This is a genomic window from Cellulophaga sp. BC115SP (assembly GCF_009905545.1).
In the GTDB taxonomy this organism is placed as follows: Bacteria; Bacteroidota; Bacteroidia; order Cytophagales; family Spirosomataceae; genus Flectobacillus; species Flectobacillus rivi.
In genome coordinates this window covers 49,224-67,005 of sequence record NZ_JAAALB010000012.1, presented here as the reverse complement: position 1 = coordinate 67,005, position 17,782 = coordinate 49,224, and the positions used below count along the sequence as shown (strand labels likewise).

8 protein-coding genes are annotated in these 17,782 nt (G+C 36.0%); 2 read left to right on the top strand and 6 right to left on the bottom strand.

All coding sequences use genetic code 11. The features are described from left to right. Window positions 1-84: 84 nt before the first annotated feature. From GVN22_RS11475 to GVN22_RS11450, 6 genes are all read right to left on the bottom strand, one after another. Window positions 85-1,110, bottom strand: coding sequence for a helix-turn-helix transcriptional regulator (locus tag GVN22_RS11475; RefSeq protein WP_166551168.1), 1,026 nt, complete (start codon window positions 1,108-1,110; stop codon window positions 85-87). A 181-nt stretch (window positions 1,111-1,291) separates the two neighbouring features. Further along, on the bottom strand, window positions 1,292-2,380 hold the full coding sequence (locus GVN22_RS11470) for a response regulator (RefSeq protein ID WP_166551167.1): 1,089 nt from the start codon (window positions 2,378-2,380) through the stop codon (window positions 1,292-1,294). Next, window positions 2,370-4,262, bottom strand: a complete 1,893-nt coding sequence (locus GVN22_RS11465) for a PAS domain-containing sensor histidine kinase (protein WP_166551166.1) — start codon at window positions 4,260-4,262, stop codon at window positions 2,370-2,372. The genes GVN22_RS11470 and GVN22_RS11465 overlap by 11 nt, the downstream gene beginning before the upstream one ends. After that, window positions 4,259-4,666, bottom strand: coding sequence for a response regulator (locus tag GVN22_RS11460; RefSeq protein ID WP_166551165.1), 408 nt, complete (start codon window positions 4,664-4,666; stop codon window positions 4,259-4,261). The genes GVN22_RS11465 and GVN22_RS11460 overlap by 4 nt, the downstream gene beginning before the upstream one ends. A gap of 4 nt (window positions 4,667-4,670) precedes the next feature. Then, window positions 4,671-5,300: a response regulator transcription factor gene (locus GVN22_RS11455; protein WP_166551164.1), complete on the bottom strand. Its 630-nt coding sequence runs from the start codon at window positions 5,298-5,300 to the stop codon at window positions 4,671-4,673. Window positions 5,301-5,599: 299 nt separating this feature from the next. After that, window positions 5,600-7,387, bottom strand: a complete 1,788-nt coding sequence (locus GVN22_RS11450; RefSeq protein WP_166551163.1) for a PAS domain-containing protein — start codon at window positions 7,385-7,387, stop codon at window positions 5,600-5,602. Between the two features lie 1,142 nt (window positions 7,388-8,529). Between GVN22_RS11450 and GVN22_RS11445 the strand changes: the two genes are divergently transcribed. Both GVN22_RS11445 and GVN22_RS11440 read left to right on the top strand, forming a co-directional pair. Next, window positions 8,530-14,502, top strand: coding sequence for a PAS domain S-box protein (locus GVN22_RS11445; RefSeq protein WP_166551162.1), 5,973 nt, complete (start codon window positions 8,530-8,532; stop codon window positions 14,500-14,502). Window positions 14,503-14,588: 86 nt separating this feature from the next. Beyond that, window positions 14,589-17,675: a PAS domain S-box protein gene (locus GVN22_RS11440; protein ID WP_166551161.1), complete on the top strand. Its 3,087-nt coding sequence runs from the start codon at window positions 14,589-14,591 to the stop codon at window positions 17,673-17,675. Window positions 17,676-17,782: the final 107 nt, after the last annotated feature.

Here is a 17,782-nt window from a genome sequence, read left to right as displayed (position 1 = left end):
TGGTCAAAGATAATGGTGGATTCTCTTTTTAAAATTGTTGGTTCGAGGTGCCTGATGCTAGGCATTTATGCATAAATGGATATTTTACTCTTCTTGACCTTCTTCGTAGTTCAAGCCCATAAATTGAAGAGGTGATTGCCCGAAGGTCTTTTTAAAAATTCTTGAAAAGCTAGATGGATAATTAAAACCAACCATATACGCCACTTCATTGATGGTGTATTTGCCAGACTGCAAATACTTTCTTGCCTGAACTAACCGTTCGTTGAGGTGATAATTATAAACGCTATTGTTGAAAATAGCTTTATACAACGTTTTGAATTTAGCAGTGCTCATGCCTACCGATTTGGATAATTCTTCTATTGAAGGGCATGGCTTGGACAAATCTGCTAAAATAGCTTCATTGATTTCATGGATTTTTTGTATATCTCTTTTTTTAAAATTCTGATTAGCTGGTATAAATATGCTTTTGTTAATTAACTTTTTGAAGAAAATTAAAGTCAAATCTAAGGCTGTTCGATAAAAAAGCAATTTGGTGTTTTGTTGATAAAGATCTTCATTGAGTAGTGTATCCACAATTCGGTGCAGATCTACGTCTATGTTATCGATCATAAAAACGGACTCATTACTGTGAATAATTTCACTGAGCCTTCCTGCTGGTTCTTCCTTTAGATCCTGAATAATGTTTGTTTCTATCCAATGTTTTGAGAAAGTCAAAGAAAAACTAAAAATTGGGCGATTCGCTGGGAACACTCTTGTATTAGTTGCCGAAGACGAACTTAGTACCACACAATAAGGGTAATTATTGGGGGTAAGCTCAGCCGACTCTTTAGTATATAGGTAGTCATTACAAATACTTACATTCCACCGAGTATTTTCCTCGGAGGCTATTGGTTTGATATGTAAGTCTTCGTTCAAATGTAATTGTAAAAGCTCAACTTCAAAGCCTTGTTCTATCTCGATAGAAAGTATTTGACCTTTTCCATGCGAATTTTCAAATTGATAAACATAGCGGTTTTGTTGGTCAATTTGAAGATATTCTGATAGTTCGTTTAAAAAGGCTGATGGGTGATGGTTTTCAAAAACAATTGATGTGTTAAGTAATGATTTCATAATTTTAAGTTGCTCTCATTCTATCGTGACAATCAAAGTAAAAAATTGCAAATAGAATATTCTTCACTAATATAAGAAAAATATCGTCCTTCATAATTGAAATAGTGAATAATTCGTATAAACGCAGAATATATTCAGCTACCATGGTCTCATAAAATCTTGTTTGGCTATTCAATTCTTCTTAAAAATTACTAACAGGTATTTTCAAGATAATCTCAAAAAGATTGTTTTGTGCCGATACTTCCATTTTGCCATGAACGGTTCGAACCCATTCTTGGATGATGTATAGTCCCAACCCTGTGCCATTCATATCTTTGGAATTATGTGCTTGGAAGAAAGGCTTTATATCTTCTGTGCAAACGGTGTAATTTCCGTTATAATGATTACGAATAATCATGAGTAAATGATTGTTTTCCAGTCGTGTATCGGTGTAAACTTTATGCGCTGGATTGGCGTATTGAATGATATTTTGGTACAGCTCGGTCAAGACAAACTCTAATAAAACTTCATCATAACCGTACAGAATATTGATATTAGACTTAAAGCTAAATTCAAATGGCATAGCTGAGCCCTTTTTGAGGACTGCATATATTTGTTGTTGTAAGGATAGTATGTTTACTGTGCCACTGGTCGCATTTCTCCACGGATTGTTATTGTTAGATAATTGATTGTACCATAGTAATTTACGAGTGGTTCTTAGAATTCTGTTGCCTGAAATACTAATTCCTTCCATTAAAGGTAAGGCTTCGTTTACTTGATTGTTTTGTAGCATTTCGATGGCCATTTTACTCAAATTTACGATGCCATTCAAAGGTGTTAAATATTCATGACTTGAAATATGGTAAAAGACATCAACAGCATTTTTACGAATTTCTAAACCAACTGTTTCTTTTTTCTGACTGCTTAGTGCCAATCTTGCATGAATAGTGTCGACTAAATCTTTAGACATAAATGGTTTCGTCAAGAAGTCATCGGCACCAAGGTTCATGCCTTTTCGTTTATCCCAAAAATCGGCTCTAGCTGTTAGAAAAATAAATGGAAGATAGATAAACTCAGGAATAGCACGAATCCTTTTGAGTACCTCAAAACCGTCCACTTCATCGAGCATAATATCACAAACCACTAAATCGGGCTTGAATGATTGAACCAACTCAACCCCTAATTGTCCTTTATGAGCAACTTCACACTCAAATTGATTGAGTTCTAAAATTGTTTTGGTGTTTTCGGCCAATAATAAATCATCTTCTATTAATACGATTTTAGGTATCATGATTTTTGAGTTCTAAAAGTACTGAGGTCCCTTGGTTTTGTTTGCTTCTAAAATGAATCGAGGCTTTATGGAAATCAACAAAATACTTGACCACCAGTAGTCCCAAACCAGTTCCTTTGATACCTTCAACGTTAGATGCACGAGCAAATGCTTTAAATAAATTGGGAAAATCTTTGTCGGGAATACCAATTCCAAAATCCTTTATTAGAATACTTACTTTAGATTTATGATAACTTATTCGAATGATAGGGGAGGCTTTGTTACTTGAGTATTTGAAGGCATTCTCAATGAGATTTTTGAGAATGTGTGTCATCATCAGCTTATCAAAAGATACGGGGTATTCTTGTCCTTTAAACTGCACATCGATTTTCCGTCCATCTTTATACGGTGAAAAATTAGTACTGTTGATCTGTTCAATAAATTCATTCATATTTTGTGGAGATGGCTTAAACTCCATTTTTCCTCCTTCTATTTTGCTGACCAACAAAAGCTCTTTCATCAACGATTCCATTCCTCTTACTTCATTAATAATTCGGGAAAGGTATAGTTGAAGTTGTGGTTTGGTAACTTTATCGGCGTCATTGAGCATTTCAAGAATTTCGGCACTCGATTGAATCACCGACATTGGTGTACGCATTTCGTGTGATACAATGTTGACAAATCCCGATTTTAGTTCATTAAGTCGACGCTCTTTATCAATGATTTTTTGTAGTTCTGCAACAGCATAATATTGGTCCGACACATCGCTCAAGAATACAGCATAGTTGATATTTCCAGCTTTTCCCTGCACATAAGGTGTAAAGGAATAGGAAAAATATTTAATCATTCCATATTTATCCTTCACCTGATACACTTTGGCAGTATGATGTGCATACTGAGTTTGCTGATATTGTGCTATATCTTTTCTAATAATCGAGGTATCCTCGATAGCAATAGCGTCTATTTCTTTGCCAATAATTTGGGAAGTAGGAATACCAAAAAAGGATTCATAGGCAGCATTGGCAAAAACTACTTGAAAATTGTTATCAATAACAATAACTACAACATCTAGCAAATCAGCTACTTTGGCGAATATAATATCCTTTTGACGAGCATATTCTTCCGTTTTTTTCAATGAAGTCACATCTATCCCATAGCCTACCACAAATTCAAGCTCCCCATTTTCTTGAAAAATAGGCTGAAAACGACGCAGATTAAATTTGTGGTGTCCATCACGGTTAATACCTTCCTCCAAAAACTCATATACTTTTTGTGTGGAAACTGCTTGGTTAAAAGCTTCTCGACGTATATCGGCGAAGGAAATATTTTTACCTCGTTCTTTCGCAAATTCGTAATCATCTTTATTGATAAGCCACTCTCGTAAGTTATTATCATGAACGGCAGTTTGATTCACAAATACGTATTGGTGTTTTTTGTTAAACACGGCAATATCTGCGGGTATATGATTCAAGATTTGTTCATAAAACTTTTTCAGATGAAGTATATGATACTCCATCGTGCGGGCCTCGGTGTAATCATAATATATCCAAACGTGCCCGTTGTGTACGCCCTCGTTGATGATGGGCAAGTAATCTCGAAGAAAAGAGCGACCGTCTGCCAGTTCTACTATTTCGTGAGAAACAAATTCTTCAGCGGTTAAAATCTCTTCTATTCGCACTAAAAATTGAGTCGGATTACTAAACATGGCAGCGCTTTGTGCTGCCGCAATTTTGCAATCAAATCCAATTAACTGCTCAGGTGCAAGAGGGATTTTGAATAGCTGGCAAAAATTCTGGTTGACAAACTCTAATCTACGCTCATAATTTTCCATCAATACCGCAAATGGTATCTTGTTGAGTACAAAGTTAAGTTGTGAATAGAGTTTGTCGTTGTTGAGTATCATTGGTGGAACGATTCTATAGATTCTTCGATAGCATTTTTGATTTGATCTTTATCAATAGGCTTTGATAAAAATTGTACTATTTCAGCGTGGGGCAATCTTTCTAAAAATTGCGAATACGGAGATGCTGATATTACTACTACTTTTATATTGGTATGCTCAAATTCGCTTGGATATTCTTTTAAATACTCCAAAAAATCATAACCATCCATAATAGGCATATTGAGATCTAACAATACGACAATATGGTTATGAGTGGTTGCTTTGAGCCAGTTTATAGCATCTTCACCATTTTCACATTCGTGGTAAGTTTGTTCTAGTATTTCAAGCGTTTTACCTAATACAAAACGGTTGATAAAATCGTCATCAACAATCAAAATGATTGGCGGATCCAAAGTGGTTGTCATAATATTAGTGGATAAATAGGGCTAGCAATTCTCCTTTTGAATTGATTCCTAGCTTGTGGTAAATTTTCTTTACATGGTCATTGACGGTAGTATAACTTATATAAAGTTTTTCGGCAATTTCTTTGTAGGATAAGCCCTTCAAAAGGTAATCCATCACATCGAGTTCGCGCCTTGTTAATATCTCTTCAGCATTTATTTTCTTTTCTTGTGGTTGTTGGGATATTTTAGAAAAAAGCATTGATGCAATCTCAGGGGAGATAAGTGCACCATTATTTTTGATAATGTCAATCTGTTCTACGAGTTTTTTTAGTGATAGGGGCTTCAACAAATACCCGTTTGCACCTGCCTTGATAGCTTCCCAAATGGATTCTTCATTGCATGAGCCACTAATCATAACAATGTGGGTGTTGTTAAATTGCTTCCTAACTTTACTGATTCCTTCGATGCCAGAAATCCCTGGCAAACCAACATCTATAAATACGATATATGGCTCTGTCGAAACCACCTGACTTTGTTCAAGAAAACGCTCGATACTACATGCCGAAATACTCACCTCAATATCAGGATACATGGAGAAAAATATTTCGATGTTTTCTCTTAAGATTAAATCATCCTCAATGATTCCGATTTGCATACGTTATACTATTGTTACATTTTTATCAAATAAATTGTATTCAAATGTAAGAGAGAGATAACGACAGATACAGGACTTTACCACTAGAAAAAAATGATAAAAATCAGTATTACGATAAATTTTTTAGAAGGGCTTTTTTATGTGGGTTCGAACTACAGAAAGAGTCTACACCTTTTCTGATAGCATGTTTTGCAAAGTTGTGCTAATTAATAATGAAATGCAATCCCTATTTCTAGGGATATTGCAGTAAGCTTGCAAGAGTTTTGCAAAAAATTGAAGAGTTTTACCTTCAAATAATTTTATTCGCAGGTAAAATCAAGATAAAAGGTCGTTCCCTGATTTTCGGTACTAACAAAATGAATGTTGCCATTATTAAGCTGAACGAGGTTTTTGACAATCACTAAACCAAGCCCTGTTCCCTCAATTGTACCAACATTTTTCGCTCTGAAAAATGATGAATAAATCTTCCCTTGCTCAGATGGAGGAATCCCAATGCCAAAATCTTTGATTTGGAGCCTCAAATGATATTTTTCGAAGCTGACAGATACCACAGGATTGGGCCTATTTAATGAATATTTAAAGGCATTTGAAATAAGATTGTCAAGAATATGAATAAAATGCTGAGGGTCAATCCATATTTTTTGAACTTCTCCTATTGCTTCTAATTCTGTGATGCGATGGTCTTTTTGCTGCTGATTTTGTCGATTGATGATAAACTCTATGAGCTCTATCACATCTACTTGTTCGCGGTGAACTGTGAGTTGCTGTGATTCAATTTTTCCTATTAAAAGGGTTTCATGAATAAGACTTGAAATTCGACTTATTTCAGACTGGATATTTTCCAATTGTCTTGTAATCTTCTCATAATAGGTGGATTTATCGAGTTTGGTATATGCTTCAATAATTTCGGCGCTCGAACGAATGGTCGCAAGAGGCGTTCTGAATTCATGCGAGGTCATATTCACAAATCGAGACTTGAGCTGATTAAGTTCTTTTTCACGCTGAAGCGATTTCATCATACTCTCTTCTACCAATTTATGTTCTTGGATACTCCTCGAAGAGGTAATCATGCGGTCACATATATCATAGTCATCAAAAAAAACTTTGACACTTGTTTCGAGCCATACATATTCATCATTTTTCTTCTTAAATCTGTAAGAAATATAGCTTACATCATTATTAGCAGAGCTATTTGAAATAGAAATAATTTTTGCTTTATCTTCTGGGTGAAAAAAGTCATAATGACTCTGTCCGAGGAGTTCTTCGGGACAATATCCTGTAAGCTGGCTGATTGATGGTGAAACGTAGAGATATTTCCCTTCTAAGTCATGAATACATACAATGTCTTGAACGTTATGCGACAAAATTGTATTAATTCTAGCATTTTCTTTTTCATTAGTAATATCTCGCAAGGTTCCAGAGGTACCAAGTACTTCTCCATTTTTACCAATGACCAAGGTGGCAAATACCTCTATCCATTTGATTTTATGCGATTTAGATATATACCTGATAATATGTTTGCAATAACTCTTTTGTTGGTTGATTAATGGAGCAAAAAGTAATTCATTTTTTCGTACATCTTCAGGATGCAAAAACTCATAAAAAGGTCGCCCTAGGCTTTCCTCCAAGGTGTACTCAAATATATCGCTCCAAGCCTGATTGAGGAAAACCCAATTACCAACGGCATCAGTCTGAAACAAAACTTCATGAATATGGTCGACAATATATTTGTATTGTAGTGCTTGTTCGGAGTCAAATGTCTGAGCTGATTTTGGGAAAAATTGAATTAGTCCATAAGTATCGTCGCTATTCGTTAAAGGGCTTAATTTTAGCTCAAATATCTGATTTTCGAGTTCGGTAATATACTGAATCGTTTGACCTTCCCATACTTGGCTCAGTGATTCTTGTAGTAATTTATTAGAAAAAAATGAACTGCTTAAAATGCTGCTTGAAGGGAAGGTTTGATTAAAGGCAAGGTTACATTTTTCGATTTGGAAAAACGAATTTATTATACACACTGGGTGATCTATATGTTGAATCAGCTGAGAGAAAAAATCGCTCTTGATGGTTGTAATATTTGAAAACATATACGAATAGGATGGTTAGGTAAAAATAACAGAACAAAACTTCTGAAATTCTTGCATACTGACAATGTTTAGAAAGATAACTTAATAGCCAAAACGATTTTTCTGAAGAGATTTCTGTGCAGATAAAAAAAACCTATGTTACCAACCTGCATGAAATCAAATTTAATTATTGTAAGTAATTGATATATAAATATTTATAATATTTAAGAAAGTCTATTTCTTATGACGAATATTAGCGATAAATAGAGGTATTTTAGGGGCTTGCAAATAACATTCTTTCCTCGTATTATTGTTTAAAATTATTGCCATAACAAACCCTAATAGCATTTTTTAACGTAAATCTGTCGTTAGGTTCTGACTGGAAGTCAAACCATTGTAACACGTTCCCAACTACAGATTGTCACTAATTTAATGTCCACAAATCTTATGAAAATTCTAAGTCAGTTAGAATTAAAACAGTTTAAGTCTCATATAATTTCAAACCTAAACAGTCTTATGGAAGATGAAGAGCCGCAAATTTCTCTAAATTTATCCGATGAGATAGTTTTCGAAAAAGAACATTCAGAAAGTGAGCTTATGACTGTAGCATTCAATAGCAATGAAGAGTCATTCTAATGAAAATGTGCCATCAATGGCATTAATGGTATCTTGAAAGAGTGTCCGCCCAACACTCCAATTTTAGGATACAAATTCTTCAAAATAAAATCTCTGCAACTACGATTATTCTTAAAGAGTAAATTAATATTCAGCGCCTAAATTAGCCTTTCGTTTATTTATCTTGAAATTACTGCGTAGCTTAAATATTATTGAGTAAATTTAAAAGCTATTTAACACTAATTTTCGGATATAGTAGATACATATCTCTACCTAAGTCATTCGAACTATACGAATAAATGTGTTTGTCATAATGGCGTCACGGTGTTCATCACCCAATCGATGACTGTGAGGTTTTATGCTTGTTTGTATTCACACAGGTGAAAAATTGAAATGCCTTTGGCAATAAGCTATAGGCATTAAGCAAAATATTTTCATTCTTTCCTCAGAAGCATATTTAAGCATAAAGCCTACTGCGGGTAAAATGATTTTAATTTTGCTCACTAACTTTATTACTTACCTTTGAATTTCATAGCTGCCCAATTCGAATGATAAAAACGCTTTCTCAACTTGAATTTCTGGTTGAACAATTGCCCACTGCTTCTATCGAACAACTCCCTCATTTCACTGAGCAATTTCGTGAAATACTGGAAACCCTCAAGGTAAAAGGGAGTCAAACTCCTACGCGTATACCCGATGAAGAACTCACCGAACCACATGATTTCTTTATTGATTCGCTTGCGGAGCTATGTATTTGGGAGTATTTTCCAAGGACACAACAATTTGTTTTTTCGGATAACATTATCAATTATTGGTCTGATTATCAGATTGGTAATAGGTTAGAGGATATTTTTTCAGATTTAGGAAAAGAAGTGCTAAAAAGGCATCTATCTAAGGCAGTTAGTACCAAAAAGGGCTTTGAAGTGGTACTCCAAGCCAACGAACTTGGAGAGAATCTTTGGTTGGAAGTTTCGGCACATTGGAATCTGGCCAACTCAAATTTAGCAAATGGAAAAGAAGAGGTGTTGATGGGCATTATTCGTGCCATGAAAATTGGCACGCAGGATTTACAAACCATTAATACTGAGGAATCTGGAAATTTTGCCTATGACCTTTTGGCGGGAATATCCGACGGCTTTGTGGTTATTAACCAAGACTGGATTATTACCTATGCCAACGAACAACTAGCAAGTTCTATTCAGACAACTGTTGACCAGTTGATTGGTAAAAATGTATGGCAATCATTTCCCGAATTCTCGAGTGGACCATTTCAGGAGACATGTCAAGATGTGATGAATAATCGCCAAATGAAGGTGATTGTCAATTACTTTACGCCTTGGAATACTTGGTTTCAGAACAGAATTTTCCCAGCTTCTAATGGTATTGCCATTTTTTCAACGAATCTTACTTATGAAAAGCGCCTTGAACAATCGCTTATCAAAAGTGAAGCAGAATTAACCTCATTGGTTGAGAATATTCCTTATGGTGTTTTTTCTTTGGATTTATCTTTTTGTTTACTAAAATACAATGGAGCTTTCAGAAGCTTCTGGTTACAAAAAGCTGGTACCGAACCCCAAATAGGCGTGCCACTCCCTTATACAATTTGTAGTGAGGCAAACCTCGTCGATTGTGATATATTCTTCCATGATGCCATTCTAGGAAAAAGTACTGTCTTAGAGCGAAAAATGGATATATCTGGAACCGAAAATATATTTGAAATAAGCATCAACCCTTCTTATGATGCTCAAAATGAGGTGATTGGGATAACAGTCCTAATGAACAATATTACTTCTAGAAAGCAAACAGAACAGATTCTTCTTGAAAATCAACAGCGTTATCAGTCTCTTTTTGATCAAAATCCTGATGGCGTATTTTCTTTGGATTTTGAAGGGAAATTTACTTCTGTCAATATGGCTTTAGCCGACATTTTGGAGTTTCCTATTGATACACTTCTAAAATGTCAAGTAAGTAATTTTTCGGCATTATCATTTTCAGAAAATCTTCAAGAAGTTTTACAAAAGACACTTGAAGGAACTTCTCAAAGTATAGAAATCGATATTCATACACGTACAGGAACACAAAAAAGGATTCATCTTACCTCTATGCCTATTTTGCTCAATGGGCATTTGCAAGGTGTATATGGCATTGCGAAAGATATTACGAGTAGCTTCGAGACCTCCCAAGCGATTTTAGCCAATGAACAAAAATGGAAACGTGCGTTAGAAGGTAGTCAGCAAGGCGTTTGGGACTGGCGGGTATCAGAACAAAAAGTGCATTATTCAAAAATTTGGAAAGAACTGATTGGCTATCAGGAAAATGAGATAGATGACTCCTATGACGAATGGTCTTCTCGAGTACATCCTGACGACTATGCAAAGGTTATGCAGTCGACAAAGCAATTAATCAACGATGAAAGCCAGTATTTTGAAGAAATCTACCGTTTCAAGCACAAACAAAACCATTATATCTGGGTGTTGGATAGGGGAGTGGTAATGGAGCGAAATGCCCAAAATGAACCTACGAGAGTGATTGGAACATTGTCGGATATTTCTCAACTCAAAGGGGTAGAAGAGCAATTATTGAAAAGCGAGAAGAATCTTACGGATGCCCAAAAAATTGCACGAATAGGAAGTTGGGAATTAGACCTCACACAAAATCATTTAGTCTGGTCTGATGAGCTATTTTCGCTATTTGGATTAGATAAAAAATCATTCAAGGCAACTTTCAACACCTTTTTACAGTGTATTCATCCTGATGATGTAAATGACTTTATGACAGCTTACAATCAGGTTTGTATACGAAAGGAACGATTAAATATCGAACATCGTATTGTGATGCCTACAGGTGAAATACGTTATATGCACCAACGTGGAGAATTAATCACCAACGAATTGGGGCAAGGTATAGGTATAAAAGGAACTTCGCAAGATATTACTGAGCGCAAGCAAATAGAGCTGAGTCTGTTGCAGGAACGTAACTTTTTGAAGATTGTTATCGATAATATTCCTGCGTATATCTACTACAAAGACACCGACCATCGTCATTTATTGGTTAATAAAGTTGGCTTAGATTTATTTGGTGTCACCAAAGAGGACGATTTACTGCATCAATCAGGCTTAAACTTATTGGAAGAAAGTAGTGCCAATTTGCTTCGAGAACAAGAGGTATATGTAATGTCTTCGGGCAATGCTGTAACAAATATCAAAGAGTATTTTCTGACTAAATCAGGACAAATCAAATGGTTGTTATCCAACAAAGTGCCTCTTCGTGATACCAGTGGAGAGGTGATTGGTGTGGTAGGAGTAAGCCGTGATATAACTGATTCAGTCAAAAAAGAATTAGAGCAAGAACATCTTTGGACGATTTCTCGAAAACTTAATGAAATAGAAAATCTTCAGGTAGCTATTTATGAGTCTCTCAGGATTTTAGCTTATTACCTAGACTGCGACTATGCTGAAGCTTGGATGCTCAACCTTAATCATTCTAAGCTTAATCTTCATACCAACTGGTTTGCGGATGAGTCTGTGGCCCTAGATTTTACAGGACTGGCGTTTCAAGACCTCAAACGAGGAGAGTTTTTGCCTGGTATGGCATGGGCTACCCAGCGTATTCAGGAATGGGACTTATCACATGGTTTTATTCCTTCTACCGAAAAACGTATCATCGAAAAGCTAGAGTGTCGTTCGGGTGTGGCGTTGCCCATTATGTTTCGTGGTCAAGTTATAGCGGTTTTCAGCTTTTACTCTACAGAGGAGCATATATCAAACGATACAGATTTCTTTGATAACGTTTCAAGACAAATTGGGGTGGACTTATCAAGACGAAAAGCTGAAGACGAGCTCAATATTTTCTTTAACTCATCGCCAGATTTTCTATGTATGCTTGATGCAGATTTTTGTTTTACCAAGCTCAATAAAGTGGCCACCGAATGGCTTTATGGTACTGAGCACTCCCTCATGGGCAGATCTGTTTTTGATTATATACATGAAGATGATCAAGCAAATACTCAACAACAAATTTCCTTATTGGCTCAAACTCGTCAAGTAGGATATTTTGAAAATAGGATACTCAAAGAAGATGGTGAAGTCCGCTGGTTGGCATGGACAGTCGCTTCTATCAAAGAACAAGATAGGGTAATTGCCGCTGCTAAGGATATTACTGAGAAAAAACACAGCGACCAACACTTAAGTTTGTACAAGCACTTGCTCGACAATATGAAAGACTTGGTGTGTTTGTGGAGCCCCGAAGGAAAGCCCATCTATGTCAACAAATCTTTCCATGAATTTGCGGGAGATTTTACGGATATAGTTGACAAAAAAATTCCACTTGTAGAAGAGCCTCTTGCCCAAAATATTTTTGATACGGTTTTAAGAGGACAACATGTTAGTCAAGACGTTGTGATTTATGATAAAGAAGAAGATTGGATAGACTATTATGTGAGCGCAGGACCTATTGCCGACGAAAATAATCAGATAGTGTCCTTGTTTACCATCTTTACGGATATTTCAGAACGCAAGAAACATGAACGAGATTTGGAACAATACAATGTTCAAATCACCAATATTCTTGAAAGTATTACCGATGGATTCTTTGCTGTAAATCACAAATATACAGTAACTTATATGAATGCAGAAGCTGAAAGACTTTTAGGAATGAGTCGTAATTTCTTAATTAACGAAAATCTTTGGGACACTTTTGGGCATGGAGCTCCTTTGAGTTATTATTCTGAATATACCCGTGCTATCGAAGAAAATGTTTCGGTATCATTTGATGATTATTATGCGCCAGGCAGAAGATGGTTTCATATCAATGCTTACCCTTCTGAAAATGGTCTTTCTATCTTTTTTAGAGATGTTACTGAGCAAAAATTAAAGGAGCAACTTGACCGAATTGAAAAAGCAGCTTTAGAATATAATACTTCACAGGACTCTACTTTAGCACAAGTTTTGGAATATTATATCAACGAGGTACAAGAGCTACAAGGAAGCACTTTCATTACGGCATGGCAAGTGGTGGGCAATGATTTAAAAATGCTAGTAGATTCGAGTTTGGATGAAAACTTGATTACCTCTATCGAGACCTTTGGTTTTAATACAAGACCAAACGATGACGGTGAATATACGAGCTTGTTTTTTCCACATAAACAATTTGTAAAAAACCTTGCCCTCATGCCTCAATGGCAACCTTTAGTTGAAATGCTTCGAGCCCAGCGAATCAAAGCTTGTTGGTCGATGCCAATTGTTGGTGCAGGTAATAAAATCATTGGCGTATTGGCCTATTTTTTCAACGATGAGAGAGTGCCTTCTCGAGAAGAAGAAGTCGCACTCGAAAATGTGAAACGAGTGGTAACGCTCATCATGGAAAGTAAGCTCGCCGAATTGGCGCTACGAGAAAGTAATGAACGCTATAATTTGGTCGCCAAAGCCACCAACGATTTGATTTGGGATTTAGATCTTGATACCAATGAAATTTTATGGAGCGATAGTATGAACCAGATATTAGGTTATTCGCTACAAGAAATTACAGGAGATTATTATTGGTGGCTGTCGAAGGTACATCCCGATGATGCTACAAGAGTTAATCATAGTTTGCGTAAACATTTGGTCGATAAAAAACTCCACTGGGAAGATGAATACCGTATCCTATGTGCCGACGATTCCTATAAGTTTGTGTATGACAGAGGTTTTACGCTTTATGATGAAAACAATCATGCTATACGAATGATTGGGGCAATTCAAGATGTTTCGCCCTTGAAACAGACTGAATTGAAGTTAAATGAATTAAATCTTGAACTAGAAAAAAGAGCTATTGAACTGGTTGCTTCTAATGAAGAATTAGAAAGATTTGCTTATGTGGCATCGCATGACCTTCAAGAGCCTTTGCGTATGGTAAGTAGTTTCTTACAACTTTTACAGAAAAAGTATGACGCTCAGCTCGATGACCAAGCAAAAAAATACATTTATTTTGCAGTAAATGGTGCTGAGCGAATGAAACAACTGATCCTTGATTTGCTGGAATATTCGCGAGTTGGCACTAACCGTGAGGCATTTGTTCTGGTAGATTTGAATGAAGTTATGACGGAAGTAATTCAGATTTATGATGAAAAAATCAAAAAAGAACACGCTACTGTATTAGTTAGTAAATTGCCCATTATAGATGGGAACAGGGTACAATTACTTCAATTGGCTCAGAATTTAATTGGAAATGCACTCAAATATCGAGGAGAAAAAGACCCTGTTATACAGATTGAATTAGAGGAAACTGAAAATGATTGGATTTTTTCTTTCAGAGATAACGGAATTGGTATAGATTCTGCATATTTCAAAAAGATTTTTATCATTTTTCAAAGGCTACATAACAAAACAGAATATTCTGGAACAGGTATTGGTCTAGCGATTTGTAAAAAAATCGTTGAACGCCACCGAGGAAAAATGTGGGTTGAAAGTACAGTCGGAGAGGGCAGTGCTTTTAAATTTACATTACCCAAAAATAAGCCCAAGTTTATTGAGACAAACTTGTAAAAAGAGAAAATGGTAAGCAACTAATTTCGTATAGGCCTTTTGGCTTTGTGCGTAATTCACTCTTTTGTATTAACTATATCACCACCATGATTACTATAAGACCACAGCAATTGAGGATACTCGTTGTAGAAGACAACCTCGGAGATTATATACTTTTTGAGGAGTATTTACACGATACAGGGCTAGATGTAAAGGAGGTTCAGAACGTCATATCGGTAGCTGAGGCTAAACAAGCGTTGTCCAATGCCGATTATGATTTAGTATTCTTGGATTTGTCTTTGCCTGATAGCATTGGTATTCAGTCTATTATAGATTTGAATAAAATGGCTGCCCATATTCCAATTGTTGTACTTTCGGGTATGGAGGATACTCAAACTACCACCGAAGCAATCATCAATGGTGCGCAGGATTATCTGATAAAAGGTGAATTAGAGTCTAAATTGCTTTCAAAAACGATTAGATATAGTATCGAGCGTAAGCGTAATCTTGAAAGAATAAAACAAAGCAACGAACGCTATACCATGGTGTCGAATGCGACCATTGGGGTCGTGTGGGATGTCAATTTGTCCAATAACGAAGTCGTACGCTCAGGTGATACATTCTTGCATACACATGGTTATGAGGAAAAATCTTTTACCTCAGATTTTAGCTTTTGGGGCGAAAGAGTCCATCCAGAAGATATTATTGCCGTGGAAACGGTTATCAAAGCCCATTTACTTTCTCGAAGTACCAAATTCTGGGAATATGAATATCGTTTTCAAAATGGTTCGGGTGAATATTTCTATGTACATGATCGTGGTTCGGTAATTTATGATGACAACGATGTGCCTGTAAGGATGTTGGGTACTATGATGGATATAACTGAGCGCAAGGTTTCGCAGGAAAAGTTGCGTATTTCCGAATATAACTATCGTCAAATTTTTGATAATAACCCCAATCCAATGTGGATTTATGATAGTGCTACAATGGAATTCTTAGAAGTAAATCCTGCGGCTATTCATCATTATGGTTATGACCGAGAAGAGTTTTTAGAAATGTGCATGGAAGATATTTGTCCTAAAGCCATGCAAAGAGAATCTTTAACCTTAAAAAACAGTCTTTTACAAGTACATTTAAAAGCAGGATACGAAAAAATCATTGTAGAAGTTACAGCCTATCCTATCGACTTTGCTGGACGAAAGGCTACGCAAATGTTGATTCGTGATGTTACTGAAAAAGTAAGAGCAGAAGAGGAAAAACGAATTTTAGTACATGGTTTAGAATTGTTTAGGAATGCCCCATCTTTGACTAAAGGGCTCAATGCTTGTCTCGAAACAATCCGAAATTACTTGGGTTGGGAACATTCTGAAATCTGGATGACCGATTATCAAAAAGAATATATCCGATTACAAACGTATAGTTATACTGCCGAATTTGAGCATTTGCAAGAAATGGTCGAGCCATTTTTACAGAAAGAAATAAATCTTACTCAAACTGTATATAATAATAGTCGTAATCGTTTAACGCCTATTTGGTTGAATAATCTTCATGATATGAAGGATTTTCAACGAACCAATGTTTCAGATAAAATAGGTATTCACTCCGCTATTTCTATTCCTATTACCTACGATGAAAAGCATATTGGTTGGATGGTGTTTTTTAGTAAGGCCAACCACCAAGTCGATGAGAGTATTTTGACTTTTTTGGGTGAAGTATGTAAGCAATTGGGGGCCGAAATTGAGAAGCGGAATGCTGACGAAATGCTTAATCACTTCTTCTTGTTGAGCAACGATTTGCTCGGCATTGCTACACTCGATGGCTTTTTTGTCAGAATCAATAATGCTTTTTTACGTGTTTTGGGCTATGATACTCATGAAATCAATGGACATGATGTATTAGATTTTGTACATCCTGAAGACAAACAAAAAACGTTTGAGGTACTTCGTGGTATTCAGGAAAAGGCTTCGGTGTCGGTGATGGAAAATCGCTTTATCGCCAAAGATCAAAGTGTTCGTTGGATTTCTTGGTCGGTTACTTATTTGCCTGACGAAAAACTCATATTTGCCTCAGGACGTGATATTACTCAGCAAAAAGAAGAAGAATTACAGTTACGTTTGCGTGAATCTGTGATTACGAATAGCAATGATGCCATTGTGATTACTGAGCCAAACGTCGAGAACGCATGTCATCGTGCGGTTTACTATAACGCTGCCTTTTTGCGACTTTCTGGGTTTGATCCAAGTGAAATAAAAGCTAATCCAACGATGATGCTAGTTGGTGAAAAAACGGATTTGGAAGCTCTTGCCAAAATTGAAGATGCCATTAAAAACTGGAAGCATGAAGAAGTAGAAATTGTTGTTTATCGCAAAAATGGTGAACAATTTTGGGCAAGTTTGGAGGTGGTACCAGTGCCCGATGCCAAAGGTGAGTTTACGCATGCCATTTCAGTATTTAGAGATATTTCAGCACGTAAAAAAGCTGAAGCAGAGCGAGAGGTTTTGATTAAGGAATTGACCGACAGTAATACTGATTTAAAGCAGTTTACGTTTATTACCTCTCATAATTTACGCGCGCCATTATCTAATTTAATGGGTATTTTGGATTTGGTAGAACCTGAGTCAATACGCGACGAAATGACCTTAGAATTACTTGAGAAATTTAAAGAGTCCACTCACTTACTCAATCAAACTATCAATGATCTATTGGATGTGTTGGTAATTAAAAATCAAGTGAATTTAGAGAAAAAACCCTTGAGTTTGACAACCGAATTTGACAAAGTAAAATCTTCTGTTGGGTATCAAATTCGAGAAGCAAACGCTTCATTGCAAACAGACTTTAGTGCAGCAGGCAGTGTTAGTTTCGATTCATCATATCTTGAAAGTATTTTATTAAATTTATTAACAAATGCCCTAAAGTATCGTTCATTGAAGCGACCACTTGAAATACAGGTGTTTACCAAAGACACACCGAATTACGTAGAGCTTCATTTTGCAGATAATGGCATTGGGATTGATTTGAAGCGGCACCGAAGTAAAATTTTTGGGCTTTATCAGCGTTTTCATGATTATCCAGAAAGCAAAGGATTAGGACTTTACATCGTAAGTTCTCAAATTAGAGCGCTTGGTGGAAAAATAGATGTACAAAGTGAAGTTGATAAAGGCACAACTTTTATTGTGTATTTTGCTAAATCATAGGCTTTTGAAACGAAATTTCTCAATATTGAGTTGAAGAAATGTAAGTACTCTCCAAAGTTCTGAATTTACTTTGTTACATCACTTTTGATAGTTGTTTACAAAAGCTT

Coding starts and splice junctions, on each gene's coding strand:
- GVN22_RS11440 (WP_166551161.1), top strand. CDS start 14,589: ATGATTACTATAAGACCACAGCAATTGAGGATACTCGTTGTAGAAGAC.
- GVN22_RS11475 (WP_166551168.1), bottom strand. CDS start 1,110: ATGAAATCATTACTTAACACATCAATTGTTTTTGAAAACCATCACCCA.
- GVN22_RS11450 (WP_166551163.1), bottom strand. CDS start 7,387: ATGTTTTCAAATATTACAACCATCAAGAGCGATTTTTTCTCTCAGCTG.
- GVN22_RS11465 (WP_166551166.1), bottom strand. CDS start 4,262: ATGATACTCAACAACGACAAACTCTATTCACAACTTAACTTTGTACTC.
- GVN22_RS11445 (WP_166551162.1), top strand. CDS start 8,530: ATGATAAAAACGCTTTCTCAACTTGAATTTCTGGTTGAACAATTGCCC.
- GVN22_RS11455 (WP_166551164.1), bottom strand. CDS start 5,300: ATGCAAATCGGAATCATTGAGGATGATTTAATCTTAAGAGAAAACATC.
- GVN22_RS11470 (WP_166551167.1), bottom strand. CDS start 2,380: ATGATACCTAAAATCGTATTAATAGAAGATGATTTATTATTGGCCGAA.
- GVN22_RS11460 (WP_166551165.1), bottom strand. CDS start 4,666: ATGACAACCACTTTGGATCCGCCAATCATTTTGATTGTTGATGACGAT.